Origin of the sequence: Halosimplex rubrum, from assembly GCF_013415885.1 — an archaeon.
Taxonomy (GTDB): domain Archaea; phylum Halobacteriota; class Halobacteria; order Halobacteriales; family Haloarculaceae; genus Halosimplex; species Halosimplex rubrum.
Genome location: NZ_CP058910.1, coordinates 4,278,957 through 4,301,472 on the forward strand (window position 1 = coordinate 4,278,957; position 22,516 = coordinate 4,301,472).

General features: G+C 69.8%; 20 protein-coding genes and 1 tRNA gene. 12 read left to right on the forward strand and 9 right to left on the reverse strand.

The annotated features are described in order from the left end of the window. The first annotated feature begins 103 nt into the window (after positions 1-103). The gene (locus tag HZS55_RS21500; RefSeq protein ID WP_179909572.1) at positions 104-412 is read left to right on the forward strand and encodes an Hsp20/alpha crystallin family protein; all 309 of its coding nucleotides are present in this window, start codon (positions 104-106) and stop codon (positions 410-412) included. Positions 413-468: 56 nt separating this feature from the next. Here the strand turns inward: HZS55_RS21500 and HZS55_RS21505 are convergent, their stop codons facing one another. Next, positions 469-1,431, reverse strand: coding sequence for a C-terminal binding protein (locus tag HZS55_RS21505; protein WP_179909573.1), 963 nt, complete (start codon positions 1,429-1,431; stop codon positions 469-471). 145 nt (positions 1,432-1,576) lie between these two features. Between HZS55_RS21505 and HZS55_RS21510 the strand changes: the two genes are divergently transcribed. The 4 genes from HZS55_RS21510 (at position 1,577) to HZS55_RS21525 (ending at position 9,044) form a co-directional block, all read left to right on the forward strand. Next, positions 1,577-2,851, forward strand: coding sequence for an AGE family epimerase/isomerase (locus HZS55_RS21510; RefSeq protein ID WP_179909574.1), 1,275 nt, complete (start codon positions 1,577-1,579; stop codon positions 2,849-2,851). A 132-nt stretch (positions 2,852-2,983) separates the two neighbouring features. After that, entirely contained in the window at positions 2,984-4,315 is a 1,332-nt protein-coding gene (gene gcvPA / locus HZS55_RS21515) for an aminomethyl-transferring glycine dehydrogenase subunit GcvPA (protein WP_179909575.1), read from the forward strand. Position 4,316: 1 nt separating this feature from the next. Beyond that, entirely contained in the window at positions 4,317-5,834 is a 1,518-nt protein-coding gene (gene gcvPB / locus HZS55_RS21520) for an aminomethyl-transferring glycine dehydrogenase subunit GcvPB (RefSeq protein ID WP_246308322.1), read from the forward strand. Between the two features lie 138 nt (positions 5,835-5,972). Continuing rightward, positions 5,973-9,044, forward strand: a complete 3,072-nt coding sequence (locus HZS55_RS21525; protein WP_179909576.1) for a PAS domain S-box protein — start codon at positions 5,973-5,975, stop codon at positions 9,042-9,044. A gap of 83 nt (positions 9,045-9,127) precedes the next feature. Here HZS55_RS21525 and HZS55_RS21530 read toward each other — a convergent pair whose 3' ends face one another. After that, positions 9,128-9,301, reverse strand: a complete 174-nt coding sequence (locus tag HZS55_RS21530) for a DUF7838 family putative zinc beta-ribbon protein (protein ID WP_179909577.1) — start codon at positions 9,299-9,301, stop codon at positions 9,128-9,130. A 162-nt stretch (positions 9,302-9,463) separates the two neighbouring features. Here HZS55_RS21530 and HZS55_RS21535 point away from each other — a divergent pair, with 162 nt between their 5' ends. Next, positions 9,464-10,000, forward strand: coding sequence for a cob(I)yrinic acid a,c-diamide adenosyltransferase (locus HZS55_RS21535; protein ID WP_179909578.1), 537 nt, complete (start codon positions 9,464-9,466; stop codon positions 9,998-10,000). Positions 10,001-10,027: 27 nt separating this feature from the next. Here HZS55_RS21535 and HZS55_RS21540 read toward each other — a convergent pair whose 3' ends face one another. Next, entirely contained in the window at positions 10,028-10,978 is a 951-nt protein-coding gene (locus HZS55_RS21540) for an MBL fold metallo-hydrolase (protein ID WP_179909579.1), read from the reverse strand. A gap of 233 nt (positions 10,979-11,211) precedes the next feature. Here HZS55_RS21540 and HZS55_RS21545 point away from each other — a divergent pair, with 233 nt between their 5' ends. Both HZS55_RS21545 and HZS55_RS21550 read left to right on the forward strand, forming a co-directional pair. Continuing rightward, complete coding sequence (locus tag HZS55_RS21545; protein ID WP_179909580.1) at positions 11,212-11,460, forward strand: DUF7553 family protein; 249 nt, start codon at positions 11,212-11,214, stop codon at positions 11,458-11,460. Between the two features lie 52 nt (positions 11,461-11,512). Next, positions 11,513-11,587: transfer RNA gene (locus HZS55_RS21550), tRNA-Val, on the forward strand. Positions 11,588-11,911: 324 nt separating this feature from the next. On the opposite strand, the gene HZS55_RS21555 is transcribed toward HZS55_RS21550, so the two are convergent. Further along, on the reverse strand, positions 11,912-13,063 hold the full coding sequence (locus tag HZS55_RS21555; RefSeq protein WP_179909581.1) for an HNH endonuclease: 1,152 nt from the start codon (positions 13,061-13,063) through the stop codon (positions 11,912-11,914). Positions 13,064-13,221: 158 nt separating this feature from the next. On the opposite strand from HZS55_RS21555, the gene HZS55_RS21560 reads away from it, so the two are divergent. Further along, positions 13,222-13,785, forward strand: a complete 564-nt coding sequence (locus HZS55_RS21560) for a hypothetical protein (protein ID WP_179909582.1) — start codon at positions 13,222-13,224, stop codon at positions 13,783-13,785. 99 nt (positions 13,786-13,884) lie between these two features. Here the strand turns inward: HZS55_RS21560 and HZS55_RS21565 are convergent, their stop codons facing one another. From HZS55_RS21565 to HZS55_RS21575, 3 genes are all read right to left on the reverse strand, one after another. After that, positions 13,885-14,061 carry a hypothetical protein gene (locus HZS55_RS21565; protein WP_179909583.1) on the reverse strand — a complete coding sequence of 59 codons (177 nt, stop codon included), beginning with the start codon at positions 14,059-14,061 and terminating at the stop codon, positions 13,885-13,887. A 340-nt stretch (positions 14,062-14,401) separates the two neighbouring features. Continuing rightward, positions 14,402-15,622 carry an MFS transporter gene (locus HZS55_RS21570; protein ID WP_179909584.1) on the reverse strand — a complete coding sequence of 407 codons (1,221 nt, stop codon included), beginning with the start codon at positions 15,620-15,622 and terminating at the stop codon, positions 14,402-14,404. Positions 15,623-16,031: 409 nt separating this feature from the next. Continuing rightward, on the reverse strand, positions 16,032-16,469 hold the full coding sequence (locus HZS55_RS21575; RefSeq protein ID WP_179909585.1) for a hypothetical protein: 438 nt from the start codon (positions 16,467-16,469) through the stop codon (positions 16,032-16,034). Positions 16,470-16,663: 194 nt separating this feature from the next. Between HZS55_RS21575 and HZS55_RS21580 the strand changes: the two genes are divergently transcribed. Both HZS55_RS21580 and HZS55_RS21585 read left to right on the forward strand, forming a co-directional pair. Beyond that, positions 16,664-17,791 (forward strand): DUF7350 domain-containing protein, encoded by a 1,128-nt coding sequence (locus HZS55_RS21580; RefSeq protein WP_179909586.1) that lies wholly within the window; start codon positions 16,664-16,666, stop codon positions 17,789-17,791. A gap of 1 nt (position 17,792) precedes the next feature. Continuing rightward, complete coding sequence (locus tag HZS55_RS21585) at positions 17,793-18,851, forward strand: DUF7282 domain-containing protein (RefSeq protein WP_179909587.1); 1,059 nt, start codon at positions 17,793-17,795, stop codon at positions 18,849-18,851. An 89-nt stretch (positions 18,852-18,940) separates the two neighbouring features. Here HZS55_RS21585 and HZS55_RS21590 read toward each other — a convergent pair whose 3' ends face one another. Next, complete coding sequence (locus HZS55_RS21590; RefSeq protein ID WP_179909588.1) at positions 18,941-21,169, reverse strand: glycoside hydrolase family 3 N-terminal domain-containing protein; 2,229 nt, start codon at positions 21,167-21,169, stop codon at positions 18,941-18,943. Positions 21,170-21,302: 133 nt separating this feature from the next. Between HZS55_RS21590 and HZS55_RS21595 the strand changes: the two genes are divergently transcribed. Further along, a complete protein-coding gene (locus tag HZS55_RS21595; RefSeq protein WP_179909589.1) occupies positions 21,303-22,208 on the forward strand; it encodes a HEAT repeat domain-containing protein in 906 nt (301 codons plus the stop codon). Between the two features lie 43 nt (positions 22,209-22,251). Here HZS55_RS21595 and HZS55_RS21600 read toward each other — a convergent pair whose 3' ends face one another. Next, positions 22,252-22,485: a hypothetical protein gene (locus HZS55_RS21600; RefSeq protein ID WP_179909590.1), complete on the reverse strand. Its 234-nt coding sequence runs from the start codon at positions 22,483-22,485 to the stop codon at positions 22,252-22,254. Positions 22,486-22,516: the final 31 nt, after the last annotated feature.

Below are 22,516 nucleotides of genomic sequence, written 5' to 3' on the forward strand. Positions count from 1 at the left end.
TGACTGACCGGTTAGTCAACGACTGTCACGGGGCTCCCGCCGACCGGGAATCGACACGGAGATTGAAACGGCTCGGCGCCGTCGGTTCGAGTGGAGGCAACCCGTGACACACCACCCGGACCACGAGGTCGAACTGTTCAAAGACGAGGGCGCCTACGAGGTGTACGCCGACCTGCCGGGGTACGGCAGCGCGGACGTCGACCTCCGCTGGCACGACGGCCGGCTCCACGTCACCGCCGAACACCGGACCGACGAGGGGGAGACCCGCGTGTTCAACCGCCACGTCTCGGTGCCGCGACGGGTCGACGCCGACGCGATCTCGGCGACCTACAGCGACGACGTGCTGAAGGTGCGACTCCCGGTTTCCGACGACGACGCCCGACCCGGCACGCGGATCGAGGTCGGCGAGTAGACGGCGACCGCCGACCGCCCGGTGACTCCGTCCCGCCGGCGGCCCCGCCGGGGCGCTCACACCCAGTCCAGCTCGGGGTCGATCCGGTCGGGAGGCGTCTCATCGGCCAGCGCCGCCCGGACGTTCGCTGCGACGGTCTCGTGGAGGTCCGCGCGGGCCTCTTCGGAGTACCACGCGGCGTGAGGGGTCAGGATCGCGTCGTCGCGATCGAACAGCGGCGACCCCTCGGGCGGCTCCTCGGCGAACACGTCCAGCCCGGCGGCCGCGACCTCGCCCGCTTCGAGCGCGTCGGCCAGCGCGGCCTCGTCGACGACGCCGCCGCGGCCGGTGTTGACGACGACCGCGTGGTCGACCAGCCGCTCGAACGCGGCGGCGTCGACCGCGTCACGGGTCTCCTCGGTCAGCGGCGCGTTCACAGAGAGGAGGTCGGTCCGGTCGAGTAGCTGGTCGAAATCGACCTTCTCCACCTCGTCGGCGGCCATCTCCTCGGCGTCGACGTAGGGATCGTAGGCGACGGCGTCGACGCCGAACCCCGCGACCAGTTCGCGAACGCGACGAGCGATCGGTCCGTAGGAGACGAACCCGAGCGTGAGCCCCGAGAGGCGGTGGATCTCGCCGCCGGCCCGCCAGTCCCAGCCGCCGGTTTTCACGTCGCGGTCGTACCGGCCCAGCGAACGGAGACAGGCGAGCAGCAGCGCCACGGTGTGAGTCGCCACCTCCTCGGTGCAGTACTCGGGGACGTTCGTCACGACCACGTCGCGCTCGGCCGCGGCGCCCACGTCGATGGTGTCGACGCCGACGCCCGCTCGCGCGACGATCCGCAGGTCCGGGCACGCGTCCAGCACCTCGGCGGTCACCGGCGTCGACACGTCCGCGACGAGCGCGTCGGCGTCGGCCGCGGCCTCGCGGACCGCGTCCACGGTGTCGGTCTCGGCGACGGTGACGGTCGCGTCCGGCCCCAGGCGCTCGCCCAGCAGTTCCGCGTCGATCATCGGGTCGTCGCTCGCGACGGCTTCCATACGCCGAGTCGGGACCGACCCGGCATAAAGGCGGCCGGCCGTTCCCGCTCGCCGGGGTCGCCCGCGCCGCCCACGGGGACAGTCGCCCGCGCCGCTCGCTTCCGCGTTGAGAGCGTTCAAGTACCGGCCGGGAGAACGCGGGAGCATGTCACGCGACCCCGCCGCTCTCGCCGAGGCGTACCTGCCCCGACTGCGGGAGAACCTCCGCGAGACGGTGATCGACTTCTGGTACCCCCGCGCCGTCGACACCGAACACGGCGGCTTCCGCACCAGCTACGACGCCGAGGGGGCGTTCGCCGGCAACGACCGCAAGATGATCGTCACCCAGGCGCGGATGCTCTGGTTCTCCGCGCGGCTCTACCGCGCCGGCTACGGCGACGAACTGCTCGACGCCGCCGAGCGCGGCTTCGACTTCCTCACCGGGGAGATGCGCGACGACGACCACGGCGGCTACTACTGGGAGGTCGAGCGCGACGGCGAGGTCGTCAAGCCGAACAAGCACATGTACGGCCAGTCGTTCGTCCTCTACGGCCTCGCCGAGTACTACCGCGCCAGCGACGACGAGGCCGCCCGCGAGGCCGCCGTCGACCTGTTCGAGCGCTTCGAGGACGAAGCCTACGACGAGGACAACGGCGGCTACGTCGAGTACTTCGAGCCCGACTGGACGCCGATCACCGACGGGGGCACCTACCTCGACAACATCGAACCCGACTGGTCGCCCAAGGAGGACGTCGACGCCGAACTCGACCCGACGACGAAACTGATGAACACCCACCTCCACCTCATGGAGGCCTTTACCACCTTCTACGAGGTCACCGGCCACGACCTGGCCGGCAAACGCCTCTCGGAACTGCTCACTATCAACACCAACACGGTCGTCCGGAAGAAGCTGGGCGCCTGCACCGACAAGTACGCCCCCGACTGGCAGCCCCTGCTGGACGACGAGAACTACCGGATCGTCTCCTACGGCCACGACGTGGAGAACGTCTGGCTGACGATGGACGCCGCCGACGCGCTGGACACCTCGCTGAACTACTACCGCGATCTCTACGAGACGCTCTGGGACTACTCGCTCGAATACGGCTACGACGACGACCACGGCGGCTTCTACTTCTACGGCCCCTTCGAGGAGCCCGCCACGAGCCGGATCAAGGCCTGGTGGGTCCAGGCCGAGGCGCTGACCAGCGCCCTGCGGATGTACGAACTCACCGGCGAGGACCGCTACGCCGACGTGTTCGCCGAGACGTACGACTTTATCGACGAGTACCACGTCGACCGCGAGGTGGGTGAGTGGCACTCCGGCGTCACCGAGGACCTCGAAGCCGTCGGCCGCAAGGGCGCGATGTACAAGGGCGCCTACCACAACGGCCGCGCGCTGATCGAGTGCATCGAGGCGCTGGAGCGGTTGCGGGACGCCTGAAGGCGGTCGTCGGCCGGGCCGGCGGTGCGTCCCGCCGATCCGAGGTGCTTCGAAACGGGAGGCTCATGTGCGAGCGTCCGATAGAGTCGCCCATCCCAGAGGGGAGGCTACTATGACACGCGAGGGACACTCATGACACGGCAGACGAGCGGGAGTCCGTACGCCCCGGGCGACGCGGCCGACACCGAAGCGATGCTGGACGCGGTCGGTGCCGACGGCGTCGAGGACCTGTTCGACATTCCCGAACCCGTCCGATTCGACGGTGAGTTCGGCATCGAGGCGCACAGCGAGCGCGACGCGCGCCGGCTGGTCGAGCGGACGCTGGGGCGCAACGACGAGTTGACGGAGTTCATGGGCCGGGGCCACTACGACCACTACGTCCCGGCGCTGGTCGAGGACCTGGCGAGCCGCCAGGAGTTTCTCACCTCCTACACGCAGTACCAGCCCGAGGTCGCCCAGGGCTTCCTCCAGGCGCTGTTCGAGTACCAGTCGATGCTCGTCGAGCTCACGGGGCTGGACGTGGCGAACTGCTCGATGTACGACGCCGCGACGGCGCTGGGGGAGGCCGCGACGCTCTCCCAGCGGGTCCGCTCGGTGTCGGGCGACCGGATCCTGGTGCCCGACCAGCTGCGCGAGGGCAAACGCGACGTGCTGGCCGCTTACGCCGACGGTCCCGACCTCTCGGTCGAGACGTACCCGACCGACGAGGGGACCGTCGATGTCGAGGGGCTGGCCGACGCGCTCGACGGCGACGTGGCGATGGTCTACGCCGAGAACCCGACGGTCTCCGGCGCCATCGAGCCCGAGCTGGGTGCGGTGGGCGACCTCGCAGACGAGCGCGACGCGCTGTTCGTCCTCGGGTCGGACCCGGTCGCGCTCGCGCTGCTGGAACGTCCCGCGGACGTGGGCGCCGACGTGGTCGTCGGGGAGGCCAGCGCGCTCGGCGCCGGCACCGCCTACGGGATGGGCGCGGGCCTGTTCGCCACGCGCGAGGCGTACCTCCGGCAGGTCCCGGGCCGCCTCGTGGGGGTCGGCGAGGACGCCACCGAGCGGCGGGCGTTCACGCTCACGCTCCAGACCCGCGAACAGCACATCCGGAAGGAGCGGGCGACGAGCAACATCTGCACGAACCAGGCGCTTTTGGCGCTGCGGACGGCGATCCACGTCGCGACGCTCGGACCGGACGGACTGGTCGACCTCGCGGAGGACTGCGTGGTCCTCGCGCGGGACCTCGCCGCCAGGCTGGACGAGGTCTCGGGCGTCCGCGCGCCGGTGAACGACCGCCACCACTTCCGGGAGTTCCAGGCCCGCACCGACCAGCCCGCCGCGGCGGTGGCGAGCGACCTCGAATCGGCGGGGTTCGCCGTCCACGTCGTCGGCGAACACCGGATCCAGGTCTGCGTGACCGACGCCAACGAGCCCGCCGTCGACCGGTTCGTCGACGCGGTGACGGAGGTGGCCTGAGATGAGCGACGAGACGCCCGACGACGCCGCTCCCGACGGCGGGGCGCCCGAGCCGGAGGCCGGCGGTGACGCCGAGGACCACGCCCCCGAGGCGGGGACGCTGTACGACCAGGCGCGCTGGACCGACGACGGCGAGTACGAACCCCTGCTGGCCGAGAAGGACTCCACCGAAGTCGAGATCGGCGACGACTCGCCGCTGCCCGACGACCTGACGCGGGACTCGCTGGAACTCCCGGCCCTCGCCGAACCCGAACTCGCCCGCCACTACACGCGGCTGTCGGGGATGAACTACGGGGTCGACAGCGGGCCGTTCCCGCTCGGTTCCTGTACCATGAAGTACAACCCCAAGTTCACCGAGCGGGCCGCGGCGCTGCCCGAGGCGGCGGTCCACCCCGACCGCTCGGCGGCGAGCGTCCAGGGCACGCTGGAACTGCAGGCCGAGCTACAGGACTACCTCGGACGGATCGGCGGGATGGACGCGGTGACGCTCCAGCCGCCCGCGGGCGCCGCGGGGGAGTTCACCGGCATCCGCATCGCCGCCGCCTACCACGAGGCCAACGGCGACGACCGGACGGAAGTGGTCATCCCGGACAGCGCCCACGGGACGAACTTCGCGACGGCGGCGATGGCCGGCTTCGACGTGGTCGAACTCCCCAGCGCCGAGGACGGCCGCGTCGACATCGACGCGCTGGAGGCGGCCGTGGGCGAGGACACCGCGGCGCTGATGCTCACCAACCCCAACACGCTCGGGCTGTTCGAGCGCGACATCGAGCGCGTCGCCGAGATCGTCCACGACGCGGGCGGGCTGCTGTACTACGACGGCGCGAACCTCAACGCCCTGCTCGGCCGGGCGCGGCCGGGCGACATGGGCTTCGACGTGATGCACTACAACGTCCACAAGACGTTCGCGACACCCCACGGCGGCGGCGGCCCCGGCGCCGGCCCCGTCGGCGTCACCGAGGAGCTCGCCGAGTTCCTGCCGACGCCGCACGTCAGAGAACAGGGGGACGACAGCGGCTACGAGCGCTACGAGCCCGACCGCTCGATCGGCAAGGTCCACGGCTTCTCGGGCAACTGGCTCGTCCTCGTGCGCGCGTTCGCCTACATCGCCCGCCTGGGCGACGCGGGGCTGGCCGACGCCAGCGCCCGGGCGGTGCTCAACGCCAACTACCTCGCCTCGCAGATCGACTACGAGGTGCCCTACGGGCCGTTCCACCACGAGTTCGTCGCGAGCGCGGGCGAGCAGGACGCCGCCGACGCCGCCAAGCGGATGCTCGACTACGGCGTCCACCCGCCGACGACGAAGTGGCCCGAGATCGTCGACGAGGCGCTGATGACCGAGCCCACCGAGGCCGAGTCCAGGGGCTCGCTCGACGACCTCGCGGCCGCGTTCGACGCGGTCGCCGCCGAGGACGACGCGACGCTCGAAGCCGCGCCCGAGCGGACCGCGGCCCGGCGGATCGACCAGGTGACCGCGGCGCGCGACCCGCGGCTCTCCTGGCACGCGCTCGAGGACTGACACGCCGTCGCGCCGCGCGGCGCAGTTCGTCACTGCGCGACCCGCTCCGGGCGCGTCCGCCGCTCGCGGCTCGCGCCTCAGTTTCGATAATCGGGGGGAAGCGGATATATGCGGGGCTTTCGTTGATTCGGGTCACGAATGGGAGCGAGGGTGCTGGCGGTCGGTCCGGAGCGCGACCGTCCCTGGGTCGACGACCTCGAGGCCGACGGGTGGGACGTAGTGTCGGCCGCGTCGACGCGGGCGGCGGTCTCGGCGCTCAGAACGGGAGACGTGGCCTGCGTCGTGATCGAACGGGCGGGCGACGCCGGAGCCGACGGCGGCGTCGACCCGCTGGACGCGCTCGCCGGCGTCCGCGAGTTCGGGTACGACCAGCCGGTGCTGGTGACCACTGCGGAACCGGACGGGGACCTCGCCGCGGGCGCGACCCGACTCGGCGTCACCGAGTACGTCCCGCGGTCGACGGTCGACGAGTCGCTGGCCGACCGCGTCCGGGCGCATCTGCCGGACCCCGACGCCGCGACCCGCCGAGCGACCGAACCCGACGGCGAGCCGAGCGAGGTGACCGGGGGTCCCCGGAGCGACGCGGCCCGGGGCACCTCGACGGCCGCCATCGAGGAGACGGCGGAGGCGCTCGACGCCGTCAGCGACGGGCTGTACGTCCTCGACCTCCAGGGCAACTTCGCCGTCGTCAACGAGTCGCTGGCGGCGATGGCCGGCCGCGACGCCGACGCGCTGGTCGGCGAGCACGTCTCGTCGATCACGACCGAAGCGGCCGCCGAGCGGGTCTTCCCGGCCGTCCGACGAGTGGTCCGCGGGGAGACGACCTCCGAGACCATCGAGACGACGGTCGTCCCCGACGACGGCGAGCCGTTCCCGGCGGAGGACAACCTGACGGCCGTCGAGGAGGGCGGTGAGGTGGTCGGCGTCGCGGGGGTGCTCCGGGACGTGACCGACAAGCGCGAGCGGACCCGCGAGCTCGAACGCTACGAGTCGATCATCGAGGCGGTCGACGACGGCGTCTACGCGCTCGACGACGAGGGCCGCTTCGAGGTGGTCAACGACGCGCTGGTCGAGTTGACCGGCTACGACCGCGAGGAGTTGCTGGGCGAACACACCGCGATCGTCAAAGACGACCAGACCGTCCAGCGCGCGGAGAACAAGCTCCGGGACCTGATCCACGGCAACGCCGTCGAGACGACCTTCGACCTGGACCTGGTCCGGGAGTCGGGGGAGCCGGTCGACGCGGAGGACCACATGGTGATGCTGTCCGACGAGGACGGCGAGTTCGCCGGGACCGCGGGCGTCATCCGCGACATCACCGACAGGAAAGAACGCGAACGCGAACTCCGCGCGGCCCGCGAGCAGTTCGCCGAGCTGCTCGACACGTCGCGAGCGTTGCTGGGCGCCCACAGCACCGAGCGCGTCGGCGAGATCGTCGTCGACGCCGTCGCACACACGCTGGGGTTCGACATGAACGTCGTCCGCATCTACGACGGCGAGCGCGACCGCCTCGTCCCGCTCGCGGCCTCTGACAGCGACGCCGTCGCGGTCGACGACCGGCCGGACTACGCGGTCGGCGAGGGCGGCCCGGGGCGGGCGTTCGAGACGGGCGAGATCCGACACGCGCCCGACGACCTGGCCATCGCTCCGCCGGAGATGCCCGGCGGGGCCGTCGAGGTGCTGTACGTCCCGCTGGGCGACCAGGGGGCCGTGAGCATCGGCGCGACCGAGCCCGGCGCCTTCGACGGGCGCGCGCGCGAGCTGGCGGAGATCCTCGCCGCGAACGCGGCGGTCGCGCTCGACCGCGTCGCCTACGAGTCGGAACTCGTCCGCTACCGGACGGTCATCGAGAACGTTCAGGACATGGTGTACGTCGCCGACGACGAGGGGCGCTTCTCGCTGGTGACCGACCCGCTGTCGACGTGGCTCGGCGTCGACCGCGCGGACCTGGTCGGCCGGCCGGTCGCCGCGGTGCTCGCCGACCCCACCGCCCTCGACGCGGCGGCCGACGCGGTGAGCGACGGGGCGGACAGCCGCGTGCTGGAGGTCGACTTCGAACGGGTCGACGGCGCGTCGCTCCCGGCGGAGATCGAGGTGTCGCCGCTCCCCGCCGAGGAGACCGCGGGCACCGTCGGCGTGGTCCGCGACCGGACCGAGCTCGTCGAGACCCGCGAGCGACTGGAGACCCAGCGCGACCGGTTCACCTACCTCTTCGACAACCTCCCGGACGCCGTCGTCGAGTCGGCCCACGTCGACGGCGAGCCGGTCGTCACCGCCGTCAACGACGCCTTCACCGACGTGTTCGGGTACGACGCGGCGACGATCACCGGCGAATCGCTCAACGAGTTCGTCCTCCCGGGAGACGAGTACGAGAGCGGCCGCGACCTCGACCGCCGGGCCGCCGAGGGCGAGACCGTCCAGAGCGAGGTCCGCCGCCGGACCGCCGACGGCTACCGCGACTTCCTCTTCCGGGGGATCCCCTACGACACCGGCGACGAGACGATCAACAGTTTCGGCATCTACACCGACATCACCGACCAGAAAGAGCGCGAGCGCCGACTGCAGGTGCTCAACCGCGTCCTCCGGCACAACCTCCGCAACGACATCAACGTCGTGCTGGGCTACGCGGAGATGATCGCCTCGCGGGTCGACGACGAGACCGTCGACGAGTGGGCCGAGACGCTCATCGACACCGCCTCCGAGGTGGCCTCGCTCGGCGACCGCGCGCGGTCGCTCGACCGCACGATGCGCGAGGGGGCGCTGCGTGACCACGAGGTCGGCGTCGGGTCCGTGGTCGACGCCGTCGTCTCCGAGTACCGTCGCGAACACGCCGAGGCCCGGATCGAGACCGACGTGGACGACGCCCGGGTCGTCGGCGACGGCCGGATCGAGCTCGCGCTGACGGAACTGATCGAGAACAGCGTCGAGTACGGCGGCGAGCGCGTCCACATCCGCGTCGAGACCGACCGGACGGAGGGGCGAGTCGACCTCCGCGTCGACGACGACGGCCCCGGGATCCCCGACTACGAGCGCACCGTCGTCGACGAGTCGTCGGAGATCACGCAGCTCGAACACGGCAGCGGACTCGGACTCTGGATCGTCCGCTGGGTCGTCGACTCCTGTGGCGGCCGCCTGCGATTCGAGGAGAGCGACCTCGGCGGGACCGCCGTCGTCCTCTCGCTGACGCCGGCCGAGTCGTCCGACGCGTGAGCGGGGCGGCGACCGTCGAAGCGCGGGGACGGCCGCGGCTCCAGGCGGCTCGTGGGCTCGAAAGAAACGACCGGACGGGCGGTCTACGCCGGCGTCTCGCTGGTGTCGACGGTGTGGTCGATGCGGACGAAGCCGTAGTCGCACTCCCAGCAGTGCCACTTGACCTTCTCGCCGATGTGGACTTTCATGCTGGCCGCCTGGTAGAACTCCTGCTCGCTCTCACAGACCGGACACTCGTGGGTGATGGTCTCGCTCATACCCCCGTGTTCTGGGCCGTGGTAATTTAACGTCCCGATTTTCACCCGGAACGACGCGGTCGGCGGCCGCCCAGGCGTCCCGGTCGGCTCTCGCCGGCCGAGGGGTCGGTCCCGCGGCCGTTCGGACACGGAGTTAAGACGCTGGCCCCCCGAGCGGGGCGTATGAAGATATACACGGGCCGCGGCGACGAGGGACAGACGGACCTGCGGGACATGTCCCGCGTCTCGAAGGCCAACCCGCGCATCGAGGCCTACGGCACCGTCGACGAGGTCAACGCGACGGTCGGGTCGGTCCGGCCGACCGGCCACGACGACGTAGACGACCTGCTGCGCGAGGTGCAGAACCACCTCCACGTCGCCCAGGCGGACTTCGCCAACCCCGACCCCGACGAGGACGACCCCCGCGTCCGCGAAGACCACGTCGCGGCGGTCGAGGACAGCATCGACGAGTTCGACGCGGAACTCGACCCGCTGGAGCACTTCGTCCTCCCCGGCGGCTCCGAGGCGGGTGCGCGACTCCACCGGGCGCGCGCCGTCTGCCGACGCGCCGAGCGCCGCGCGGTCGCGTTCGCCGACGCCGAGGACGGCGTCAACGAGCGCGCGCTCGTCTACCTCAACCGCCTCTCCGACCTCCTCTTCACGCTCGCCCGCGTCGTCAACCGGCGCGAGGGCGTCCCCGAGGAGCAGCCGACGTACTGATCCGTCCCGGCTCGATTCGAGCGCGGGTCAGTCCGTCCGCTCGTAGACGATGTCGCCGTCGCGCTCGCTCGCGGTCGCGCGGCCCGCGGCTTCGAGCACGTCGAGGTGGCCGACCGCCTCGCTCATCCCCGGGAACTGCTCGGTGACCGGCAGGTCGCCGAACAGCTCGTCCATGACTTCGACCGGCGTCGTGGGCTCGTCCAGCAGGCCGGCGACGCGCTCGGTGCGGTCGTCGTGTTCGGCGAGGATGTCGTCGATCCGTCCGGAGGGGTCGTCGATCCGACCGCGGTGACCGGGGTGGAGGCGGTCGTAGTCGGCGTCGCGCAGGTCGGCGAGACAGTCGTTGTACGCCGGGAGCACCCGCGGGCGGTCGGCGTCGGGCTCGGGCGGCGGCTGGAGGAACGGGTTGGGCGTGATCTCCGCGAGGACGGTGTCGCCGACGAGCGCCTCCCGACCCGCGGGACCGTCGAACGCGAACCCGACCTCGCCGACGGCGTGGCCCGCGAGTTCGACGACGCGCAACTCCGTCCCGTCGACGGTGACGCGGTCGCCCGCCGCGACCTCGCGGTCGACGGGCACGCTGGGGGCGTAGTGGACGAACGCGCCGGGGAGTTCCGTGACCGTGTCGGCCGTCGAGGGCGCCATGCCGCAGCGCTCGAAGAAGTCGCGGAAGAAGGCCTGTTCGGCGTCAAGTCGGCCGGGGAAGTCCGCCATGATCGACGCCGCGTCGGGGTGGGCGACGACCGTCGCGCCGCGCTCGCGGAAGCGCTCGGCGAGCCCGAAGTGGTCGGGGTGGGGATGGGTGATCAGTAACTGCTCGATGTCCTCGGGAGCCAGGTCGCGCTCGGCCAGCGCGTCCGTGAGGTGCGACCAGGCCTCGTCGCTGTCGGGACCGGGGTCGACGAGCGTCCGACCGGTCAGGTAGGCGTTGATCGGCCCGACCTGGAACGGCGTCGGCACCGGTACCTGCTCGAACATGGCTCCCGCTACAGGGTGCGAGCGTAAGGGTGTGGCGGGTGGACGGTCCCGTTTGACCCCGAAAACCGGCCGCACACGGCGATGCCCACCGTCGCGTGCAAGCCTGACAGTATGGGACAGACAGCGGCGCGGGCCGTGGCGGCCCTGCGCCGACGTATTTTAGGTTGGCCTAAACATTGATAAACGTTGCGGTGGGGGAAACGCATATATCTGTTGGCTGCGTAAGGACAGATATGAACAGGCACTTCCAAGACACCCTGTACTACCTGAAGCGAGCGGGCGAGACGGCCAGGAAGGGCGTGAGCGAGGAGTTGGCGCCCGTCGAGAAGCGGGTCAGGGGCCTGACCGGACGCGAGCGCGAGCCGGAACCGGGACGTGTCGAGGCGGTCCGGGAGCGAGTCGCGGGTGAAGCGAACGCGGCGGTCGGCGACGTACGCGAGGCGGTCGGCCGGCGCCGGAGCCGGGACACCGGGTCGCAGTAGCGACCGCGGAAAGCAATTCTTAAGGGCGGTGCTGGATTACCGACGAGTGTCCGGGTTGGTGATCTAGTCCGGTTATGATACCTCCTTCACACGGAGGAAGTCGGCGGTTCAACTCCGCCCCAACCCACTTCTGATGGCGCAATCTGACGAGTGGTGCGAGCGGCATCGCCGCTCGCCCGTGAGTCAGCGCGCCGAGCGTGGGTAGTTGGAGTCGAACCCTGGAAGACGAGCGCAGCGAGTCTTCCTCCGGTTCAACTTCGTTTCAAGCCATGTGCGGTCCTGACCGTTTGGAAAATCCCGTATTATCAGTTTCCAGGCACTGGAGAGTACTATTCTGAAGTCTCCGTGGATACCGGTCTGAACACCGGTGAATGTATCAAAAAACAGGTGCGGTGTATCTCGCTACACCTACGTATCAGATAAATTGATATCGGACTGCGAGTTTAGCTGGTCACTCCCACTCGTAGGCCGATTCGTACTTAGCGTGTACCTCGAGGATGCGTCGAACACTCTCGGACGGATCTCCCCTCCGAAGCTCTTCGTATGTTTCTACTTCCTCTCTGACTATCTCGCGTGTTACGTCGGCATCGGCCATCATAATCTCCACCCACACCCGCGTCTCCTTGACTGTAAGTGGGTGTCCTGTTTCGATGATGCAATCGTACGCGACTCGGATATCGTCCGTACTGTCGAACACTCGTTGTAGTTCAGCGATAGCAGAATACGAGAGTCCGTCTTCCTCGAACTCCCGTTCAGGAAACATCTCGTAAACTCTCTCTGAACGCTCGATTTGAAGCCCGCTTGCCCCCTCGAGATCGATCTTTTCGGCGATCTCCTCATAGGAGAGTCCGGACTTGATCCGTGCTTTGCGGAAGATCCGTCCCCACTCCCACTTCTGCGTGACGCCCACGTAATCGTCTTTGAGTTCCTGAATCCGGTTCGACAGTTCATCGAACGAGACCTCTGTGGTATTGTCGAACGGAGTGTCAGGAATTTCCGGGCCAGTGGCCGGTCGTGTTTCCAGTGTTCGGTGATGGGCACAACGAACTTGCTCCGATCCGACAGCTGTGACAGTACAGTTTACAACGAGCGCTTCGTCTGGAGCCCCTTCGATACAGACACGCCGCCCATCGGCCAGGCTCAATTCACCGCTTCGCAGTCCACCGATGGTTAATCGGTCCCCTCTCTCGATTGGCTCAAAGCCGAACAGTTTCCGATGCACCTCGATGAAGCGCTCCGCTGGACGAAGGTCCGCTGTACTGGGTGTGAGCAGAGATTGATCGCGAAACTGGTTGAAGTAGTCATAGCCCGAGACAGTCTCGTCGCCCGCGACGACGATCCGGCGGTCGCCGTCGAGACTTAACCAGCCAGAATCGAACCCCCAGTGACAGCGTCGGCACAGCAGTAATCCATTTGTCTCCCTATCTGGTCCCCCGTGCTGGGCTGGATGGATATGAGCCGCTTCGGTCTCCGGATGCCCGAACGGAGATTCGTACCGTTGGCGACATATCGCACAACGATTCGAGTAGAGGTCCCGAAGGTTCTGCTTCGTATCGGCAGAGAACTCCCCTGAAAACCTGCTAGCCGTCCAGTCGCCAGCCATACCCCACCCCAAGAACCCGATAGGTGATATAATGCTCGAGGACGTTCCCGAACAACGATCCTCTCAGTGACGAGCCCCAGCCGCAAGCACGCGGTGTAGACCGGTGGATCGGTCCCCGTGGCCCCAACACGTAATCGGCTGGCACCGAGTACCGTGGTATGGGCGAGGAGCCACTGCACGAGCGGATGGCGGAGTACGAGCGGCTGGCGACCGAGGCCGCACAGACGGCACGAGAGCGCGACGCGGTCGGCGACGCGGTCGCCGAGCGGCTGGCGGGGACGGTCGCGGACGTGGCCACACAGGAACGGATCAACGTCGAGGCGGCAGGTCGGTCGGACGACGGGAACCGCCATCGGATCACCGCACGGCTGGACCGGGCGGCGCTGGTTGCGGCGGTGACCGAGGCGCTCCCGAACGGGTTCGTGGTGTCACACGTCAACGACGACGGGTCGCTGAGTATCGAGTGGACGGGCGAGCGGGAGACGCCGTCGAAGCGCGCTCGCGGTGCGGTACTGAAGGCGATCGTCGCCGAGGAAACCGTCAGCGACGACGACGGCCTCATCGAGTCGGTCCCGTCCCGCGAGCGGGTCCTCGAACGCGCGGTCGAGCTGGGGATCGACGAATCGGACGCGGCGGCCCGTCTCGACCGACTGGCGACGCTCGACGTGGTCGATATCGCCGACGGGCGAGTGTACCCCGATACGAACTTCTCGCGGTACTGAGACGCCGGCCACGGTGGTGGACCGACCGATATCGGCCGCCGGTCGTCGACGCTCGGGACCGGTCCGGGGCGAGACAGCAGAAATCGACGGCTGGAGGCGCTATCGCATCTGGTCGAGCGCGACGACGGTATCGGACATCAGATAGGCGGTGTCGCTGTCCTCGCGCTCGATGCTGAGCGCGTAGAACGAGTCACGTCCGCCGTCGACGGTGACGTGGTAGGCGGCGGTCGTCAGCGGATCCAGCGTCGACGGATCCTCGGTTTCGGAGGAGGTCACACCACTTCTCACCGATGGCCACGGATAACCGACTCGATCTCTGTTTTCTCGCCCGTGTCGACAGACATATTGGAACGAGAGGATAGACATGGATCCGACATTCGAACGACAGCCGCGATCGCTTCGATTAGAATCGCTGTCTCCGGGTCATTCCGTGCGGATACGTCGACCACCGATATCGCCATCAGTGGACATCGGTCTCCGAGAGACACACGTAGATCGCCTCTCGGGGGCTGAAACACATGCTCGCGTCTCGAGATGAATCGGAGCCGTGTTCGTTCACTCTCAGGTCTATTTCCTCGTATTTAGCAGAAACGATAGCAGTGTTTCAGGACGACAGTTAATCGCCGGAGAGCGTCGCCGTCCGGGGATTGAGGCTGCCGGTCTGGGAGTAGATGCCGGCGACGAGCAGACCGCCGGCGACGAGTGGTATCAGGGCACAGGCTGCGTAGACGGGGGCGAAGCCGACCGCTTCGACGAGAGGGAGCGAGATCATCGGGCCGAGACCGCCGCCCAGGTCGCCGAGGACGTTGTTGGTGGCCATCGCCCGGCCCGTGCGGCCGTTCGGCGTGAGATCCGCCAGCAGGGCCATCAGCGGGCCGTTAGCGCCGCCCTGGCCGGTACCGATGAGGACGCAGGCGGCGACGAGCCGTTCCAGACTGGCGGCCGTCGAGAGGGCGGCGAATCCGACGAAGGAGACGACGAGGAAGGCGAGCAGGGTGGGAACGCGGGCGCCGAGGTCGTCGCTGATCTTGCCGCCGGCGAGGGTGAACACCGAGGCCGCGAGGACGGTCACGGCCATGAGCAGGCCGGACATGCCCTGTGGGCCGTAGCCCCAGACCGCGATGTCCTTCGCGTCGACGAAGAGGACGAGCGTGGCGAACAGCGCGCCGAGGTAGGCGAAAAAGAGGCCGAAGTTGACGAGGCCGACGGTCAACGTGGGCAGTGCGGTGTCGATCTCCCAGGGCTTGACGGCGGTGCGCTCCTCCTCGACGTGGGTTTCGGGGATGGTGCGGTAGGCGACCGCGCTGGCGAGCAGTCCGAAGCCGGCGGCGAGGGCGAAGGCGGCGAACACGGAGTAAGCGTCGCTGACGACCCCGCCCATGACGAGGCCGGCGGGGAAGCCGAGCGTGATGCCGCCGCGGACGACGCCCATGTTCGTGCCGCGGTCGCCGCCGTCGCTCACGTCGGCGGCGATGGTGTAGGCGGTGGCGAACACCAGCGCGCTGCCGATCCCCCAGAGGACGCGAGCGAGGAGGAACCACGCTTCGGGCAGCGGCGCGCGGAGCGCGACGACGTAGCCCGTCGTCGCCAGCCCCTCGACGAACAGGCCGACGACGAAGGGCGTCCGGGTGCCGACGCGGTCGACGATCGACCCCGCCGGCGCGTTGGCGAGGATGCGGGTAAAGCGGTTGGCACTGAGGATGAACCCGACGAGGAACGGCGAGATACCGAGTACGGCGCCGAGGTTCGGCAGGATCGGGAAGACGACGCCGCCGCCGAGCCCGACGAGGAACGTGCTGACGATGACCGACGCGACGACCGTCCGGCGGCGTTCCATGGCCGCAGTGGGGTCGCCGGGCGAATAAGAACTGCGAGTCCGTCCGAGCGGTCGTCCCGGGTTCGTCGGGTCGGTCGAGAGCGCGGTCGCTCGGGAGCGATTCGGCGGGCGCAGAATGGGTGTCCGGACCCGCGGGCGACGGGTCCGAACGGGCGAACGGGCCGCCCCGCGGGCGACGGGACGGCCGGGCACGGGCGGCGGGCGGCCGCCCGGCCGTGTCGGGTCGCGGGTGGGGTTTTCGGGTACGCGGTTGGCCCGCCAGGTGGAGGGCGCGCCGACCGCATCCGAAGCGTGGGCCCCCGCCACAATAACCCCTCGCGAGACTAAAACAGCGATTTAACGTTTCACTCGGAAGCCCGAACCCGGGCCGGTCCCGGGAATAGACCCTTCGCGACGGCGTCTCGCCGGCTCACTCGCAGTCGTTGCGCTCGTCGCCGTCGGGCGTCGGGGCCGAGACCGGGTCGTCGGCCCGCACGGAGTCGTCGTCGGCCGCCGCGTCGTCGAACGCACGGTCCGATTCGAGGTCGGCCTCGACGGGGTCCTCGCCGCGGCCGGCGACCCGGCGGGCGACGACCGTCGCGACCGCGGAGACGACGACGCTCGCGACCGCCAACTTGACGAACCGACCGCGGCCGTCCGACGACTCCGTCCCGCGGCCGTCGAGGTCCGATTCGGCGTCGGCGACCGTCTCGGCGTCGGCGACCGTCCCGTGGCCGTCGACCGGTTCGCCGTCGGGCGCCCGCCGGCCGTCCGCGTCGGCTCGTCGACCGTCGGATCGACCGGCGTCGGCACTGAACTGGGCGTCGTCGAGGTGGACTTCGAACAGGGTGACGTTCTCGAATACCATGGAGACACCGACGACCGCTGATGACTTAACGACCCATTGAGCCGTGCTGACAGCGCGACCGGAGTCGCAGTGGCGGGCGAGCGGCGGTTCGAGGGGTCGGGGAACGGTCCGTGACGCCGCCCGCGGGGCCCGCGGCGGTCCTGTCGTCGGATCGACCAGAACGGTTAACCGCGCGATGGCCCAACTCCCGGGCGATGAACCGACGGAGATTCCTCCACTCCGCGACGGGCGCCGCGGCGGTCGGCCTCGCCGGCTGTCTCGGCGACGGCGGCGGTGACGCGACCGACACCGCCGCGACCGACACCGGATCGACGCCCACTCTGACCCGGTCCCCGACCGACGGCCCGGCGCCCACCTCGACTCCCCAGGGGCCCAGCGGCGTCTACGTCCAGTCGTTCCGCGAGACGATGGTGATGCCGGGGACCGCGACCGCCGGCGCGGGCGACTACCGCTTCGCCCTGTTGCTCGCGGTCCCCCATCGGTTCTGGACGGTCAACCTCGACGAGCGCTCGGTCACCGAGATCGAAGACGGGGACGACCTCCACCTGATGGCGACCGTCTGGGACCCCGAGACCCGGACGGTCCTCCCGGACTCGAACCTCTCGGTGGAGATCACCCGCGACGGCGAGTTGGTCACCCAGGAGGTCATCTACCGGATGCTCTCCCAGCGGATGGGGTTTCACTACGGCGCGAACTTCCCGCTCGACGGCGACGGGACCTACACCGCGCGGCTCAGCGTCGGCGGCGTGAGCGCCCGCAAGACCGGCGCCTTCGAGGGCCGCTTCGAGGACGGCGCGACCGCGACCGTCGAGTTCGAGTGGTCCAAACGGGTGCGCGAACGGCTCAAGACCGAACAGCTGGACCAGGCGGGCCAGCGCGGTGCGCTGCGGCCGATGGAGATGGGCGAGGTGCCCCAGCCCCGCGCGCCGAAGCCCGCCAACCTCCCCGGAACCGTCCTCGGCACCGGCCGCAGCGACGGCGCCAAACTCGTCACGACCCGGCTCCCCGCGGCCGACGCCGACCGGTTCACCGACGGGGCGCCCTACCTCGCCGTCTCGGCGCGGACGCCGTACAACCGGCTTGTCCTCCCGGCGATGGGGCTGTCGGCGGCGGTCGCCCGCGACGGCGAGACCGTCTTCGAGGGACCGCTCGAACCCACGCTCGACCCCGAACTCGGCCACCACTACGGCGCGGCGCTGCCCGAGCCGGTCCGGTCGGGCGACGAGGTGACCCTCCGGGCGGGGACGCCGCCGCAGCTGGCCCGCCACGAGGGCTACGAGCGGGCGTTCCTGAAGATGGAGCCGGCGACGATCACCGCCTGACATGTCGGGGACCGCTTCCCGTCGGGTCGCCGTCGCCGTCGCGCTGGCGCTGGCGCTCACCACGCCGCTGGCGGTCGCGACCGTCCAGGCCCACGGCGACCACGTCGCGGCCGATTCGCAGGTGACCGACGACGGGACCGTCGTCGTCGAGGCGGTGTCGGCGCTGCGGCCCGGGTTCGTCGTCCTCCACGCGGACGACGGCGGGCGTCCCGGCGCCCCGATCGGACACGAGTACGTCGGCCGGACGCCGGACCTGACCTACCTGACGAGCGTGCCGGTCCGGATCGACGACTCGACCTGGAGGGACTGGTCGGGCAATCGGACGGTCTGGGCGGTGCTGCACAACGACGTCGACGGCGACGAGACGTTCGACCCCGGGACCGACGTGTCGGCCGCGCGGCTCAGCCCGGCCGCCCGGACGGAGATCACGGTCCGAAAGAGCGATTCGGTGGCCCGGGTCCTCGGCATGCGGTTCGAGGCCCAGTCCGTCGCCGACGGGACGCTCACGGTCCGACGGGTCGACCTGTCGGCGCCCGGTCACGTCGCGGTGTACCCGCTCGGACGGAACGCCAGTATCGGGTCGCGCTCGCTGGCAGCGGGCGTCCACCGCAACGTCACGGTCGCGCTGAACGAGTCGTTCGTCGCCGAGCGCGAGCGCGACTTCCGGGTCCGCGTGGTCGCGCATCGCGACGACGGCGACGGCGCGTTCGGCCCCGCGGACCCGCAGATCGCCGCGGGCGACCGGCCGGTCGGGACGTATCTGACCGTCGCGCCCGGGAACGGCACTGACGACGGTCCCCTGATCAACACGCCGACGGTGACGACCGCCCCCGAGGCATCGCCCACGGCCTCACCGACCGGCGGACCGACAGCCGGCGGTTCCGGAACCGCCACGACCGCCCCGACGAGCGCACCGGCGGGCGGAGTGACCGACGGTGGCTCCGGCGCGACCGACGGTACCGCCGAATCCGGCGCCGGCTTCGGCGCCGCGCTCGCCGCGCTGGCGGTCGCCCTCGCCGCGCATGTCGCCGTCGCACGCTCCCGTCGGGCGGAGCGCTGACCGGGACAGCCGCGGACCGTCAGGGCTCGCCGACGGAGCCCCAGCCGTCCGGACAGAGAACACCGAAAACCGAACTGGCGACCGACGAGTTAGAGGTAGTCGCCGTCGACGGTCACCGTGACGGACTCGTCGCCGACGACCAGGTCGTAGTCGCCGGCCTCGACGCGGTGGCCGTCACCGGGCGCGTAGACGCCGAGGTTCTCGACGGGGACCTCGACGGTGACGGTCGCCCGTTCGCCGGCGTCCAGCTCGACGCGCTCGAACGCCTGGAGGCGCCGCTCGGGCATGACGAGCGTCTTCGACTCCGTCTCGCTGTACGCCTGGACCACCTCGGACCCGGGGCGGTCGCCGACGTTCTCTACCGTCACGTCGAGTTCGACGGTGTCGCCGGGCCTGACGACCGCCTCGTCGACCGAGAGGCCGCCCGTCTCGAAGGCCGTGTAGGAGAGCCCGTGGCCGAACGGGTAGAGCGGGTCGTAGGAGTCGGGGTGTTCGGAGTCGCCGATGGGGCGGGGCTGGTGGAGGTGGTCGTGATGCACGTCGACCTGCGTGCCCGAGCGCGGAACCGTGACCGCGAGTCGACCGCTCGGGTTGTTCTCGCCCACCAGCGTCTCGGCGACGGCCTTCCCGCCCATCGTCCCCGGGAAGTACGCCATCAGCACGGCCTCGGCCCGCTCGTCGAGGTGCTCGACCGCGAGCGGGCGGCCGGTGACGAGGACGCCGACGACCGGGGTCCCGGTCTCGGCGACGGCCTCGACGAGCTCCTGCTGGGCCTCGCCCAGCGCGATCCGCTCGCGGGTGGGGAACTCGCCGGTCTCGGTTCGGGGGTCGCCCGCGCCGAACTCGTGGAGGTACCACCCCTCGCCGAGCGCGAGGACAGCCACGTCGGCCTCGGCGGCTTTCTCGGCCGCCGCGTCGACGTCCAGCCGGTCGCTGTGGGTCGTCCCCTGCTCGTAGGTCACCTCGCCGTCGACGTGGGCGCGGATCTCCTCGGCGATCGTCGTCCCGTCGACGTGTTCCTCGCGCTCGACGGACCACCCGCCGACCTGGCTGACCAGATCGTCGGCGTTCGGTCCGCCGACAAACACGTCCTCCTCGCCCGAGAGCGGCAGGCAGTCGTCGTTTTTCAGCAGCGTCATCGCCTCGCGGGCGGTCTCCAGGGCGGCCCCCTGGTGGTCGTCGGACCCGACCGTCTCCAGCGCCGCCTCTTTCTCGACGTAGGGGTCCTCGAACAGTCCCATCCGGAACTTGCGTTCGAGGACGCGCTCGACGCTCGAATCGAGGACCGACTCGGACAGGTCGCCCGACTCGACGAGGTCGACCAGCTCTTGCTGTTCGAGGTCGTTACCGACCGAGGCCACGTCCAGCCCCGCGGTGCGGGCGTCGTAGGTCGCCTCGCGCAGGTCCGCCGCGGTCTTGTGGTCGTCGGTGAGGTGGCGGACGCCGCCCCAGTCCGAGACGATCGTTCCGTCGAAGCCGAGGTCGCCGCGGAGCAGGTCGGTCAGCCAGCGCTCGGAACCGTGGACGGGTTCGCCGTTGATGGAGTTGTAACACGGCATCACGGACTCGACGCCCTCGTCGAGAGCGGCCTCGAACGGCGGGACGAACGTGTTCCGAAGTTTGTACTCCGAGACGTCGACCGGCGCGGCGTCCTCCCCGCGCTCGGGCTCGCTGTAGGCCGGGAAGTGTTTCGCCGTCGCGACGACGGTGTCGTCGGCCTCGAGCCCCTCGCCCTGGTAGCCCCGCACCTTCGCGGCGGCCATCTCAGCGACCAGTCGCGGGCTCTCGCCGAAGGTCTCGAACACGCGGCCCCAGCGCGGGTCCCGGCCCACGTCGCAGGTCGGCCCGTAGTTCTGGTGGGCGCCGGTGGCCGCGACTTCCGTCGCGGTGACCCGCGCGCCGGCCTCGACCAGTTCGGGGTCCCAGGTCGCCGCCGCGCCCAGCCCGTTCGGGAACACCGCCGACCCGGCGACGTAGGCGTGACCGTGGACCGCGTCGACGTTGAAGAAGAGGGGGATCCCGAGTCGCGTCTCCTCGGTCGCGACCCGCTGGAGGTCGTTGACGATGTCGACGATCTCGCCGACTTCCGTCCCCGCCGAGCCGCCCCAGCCGAAGGGCGCCGCACAGCCGAGGTGGTTCTCGCGGACGAGCTCCGCGACCTCTTCGACGTCGACGTCTCGGTGCATCTGCCCGGCCCACGTTCCGACTAGCTGACCGGCCTTCTCTTCGACCGTCATCCGATCGAGCAGATCCGAGACCCGCCGCGATACCGGGAGATCCGGGCGTTGATACTCGGGATCCGCGTCATTCGATGGCATGTTCGGATGGATTTCCGACGCCCACATAAACATTGCGAGGTGAATGTCCGATCGAGCCGTCCGCGTGAGTCGAACGGTCACCCGTGGTATCGATATCCACACGTATTTGTCGCTCGGCGGGCTGGACTCCGGTATGACCGACGAGGAGTCCGCGCCACTGGAAGGAGCCGATATCGGTTCGGAAGCGCTCGACGACGAGGACCGCGACCAGATCCGTGAGGCGCTCACCTCGGAGACGAACATCAGGCGAAACGAGGCCGCACAGGCGCTGTCGCAGCTCGCCGAACGGGACCCCTCGACGGTGCGTCCGTTCGTCGACGACTTGCTCCCGCTGCTCGCCGACGAGCGCAACGCGGTCGCACAGCAGGCCGGGACGGCGCTGCTGGGCGTCGTCCGGGAGTACCCCGAGGACCTCGCCGGCTCGGTGCCCGCGGTCTTCGACCTGATCGATCGGGACCTCAACTCGCTGGAGCTGCTCGGGACCCAGGTCGTCGTCCAGGTCGTGCTGGAACACCCGGAGGAAGTGGCGCCGCACCTCGACCGCATCGTTGCGGTGCTCGACGGTCGCTCGCCGGCCTACGAGACCACGGACGGTATCGACATGGTCGACGACGAGGAGGCCCGCCAGACCATGCTCGAACACGACAAGCAGGAACACCAGCTGCTGGTCCAGTCACAGGGCCGGCTGGCCAACGTGATCACCGCCGCCGCCGAGGGCGACCCGGAGTCCGCCGCCGACCACGTCGACGCGCTCGTCGGACTGTTCGACACGCCCGACGTGACGGTCGTCGGCGCGGCCATCGACGCCGTCGCCGAGATCGCGCAGGCCGACCCCGACGCGGCCGCCGAGGCCTACGACCCGCTGGTCGCCTGTCTCAACCACACAAACGACACCGTTCGGGCCCGCGCCATCCAGGCCCTCGGCTACCTCGGGGACGACCGGGCGGTCGGACCGCTCGAGGACCGCGCGCGCGTCGAAACCGACGAAGACCTCGCCGACCTCGCCGCGGAGACCGCCACGTTCCTCGACGAGTCCTGACCGACGCGGCGCCCTTCTCCGCGGGACCGCTCGGTGGGACCCGCTAGTCGTCCATCGCGCGCCTCGTACAGTAGTAGTACGTGACGAGGAAGAAAGCCGTCGAGCCGACGATCAGCACCGCGTCGATGACGAGGACCGTGAACGCCTCGTCACCGGGTGAGACGAAGAGGAACGAGAACGCGAGCAGAATCCCCATCGATATCATGACCGCCAGTCCCACCGGGATGTTGTCGCGCTGAGCACAAACGAGGTCGACCGCGCTCGTTCCTCCGGGCACGTTCGAACCTGTCGACCGACGGTATTCAACC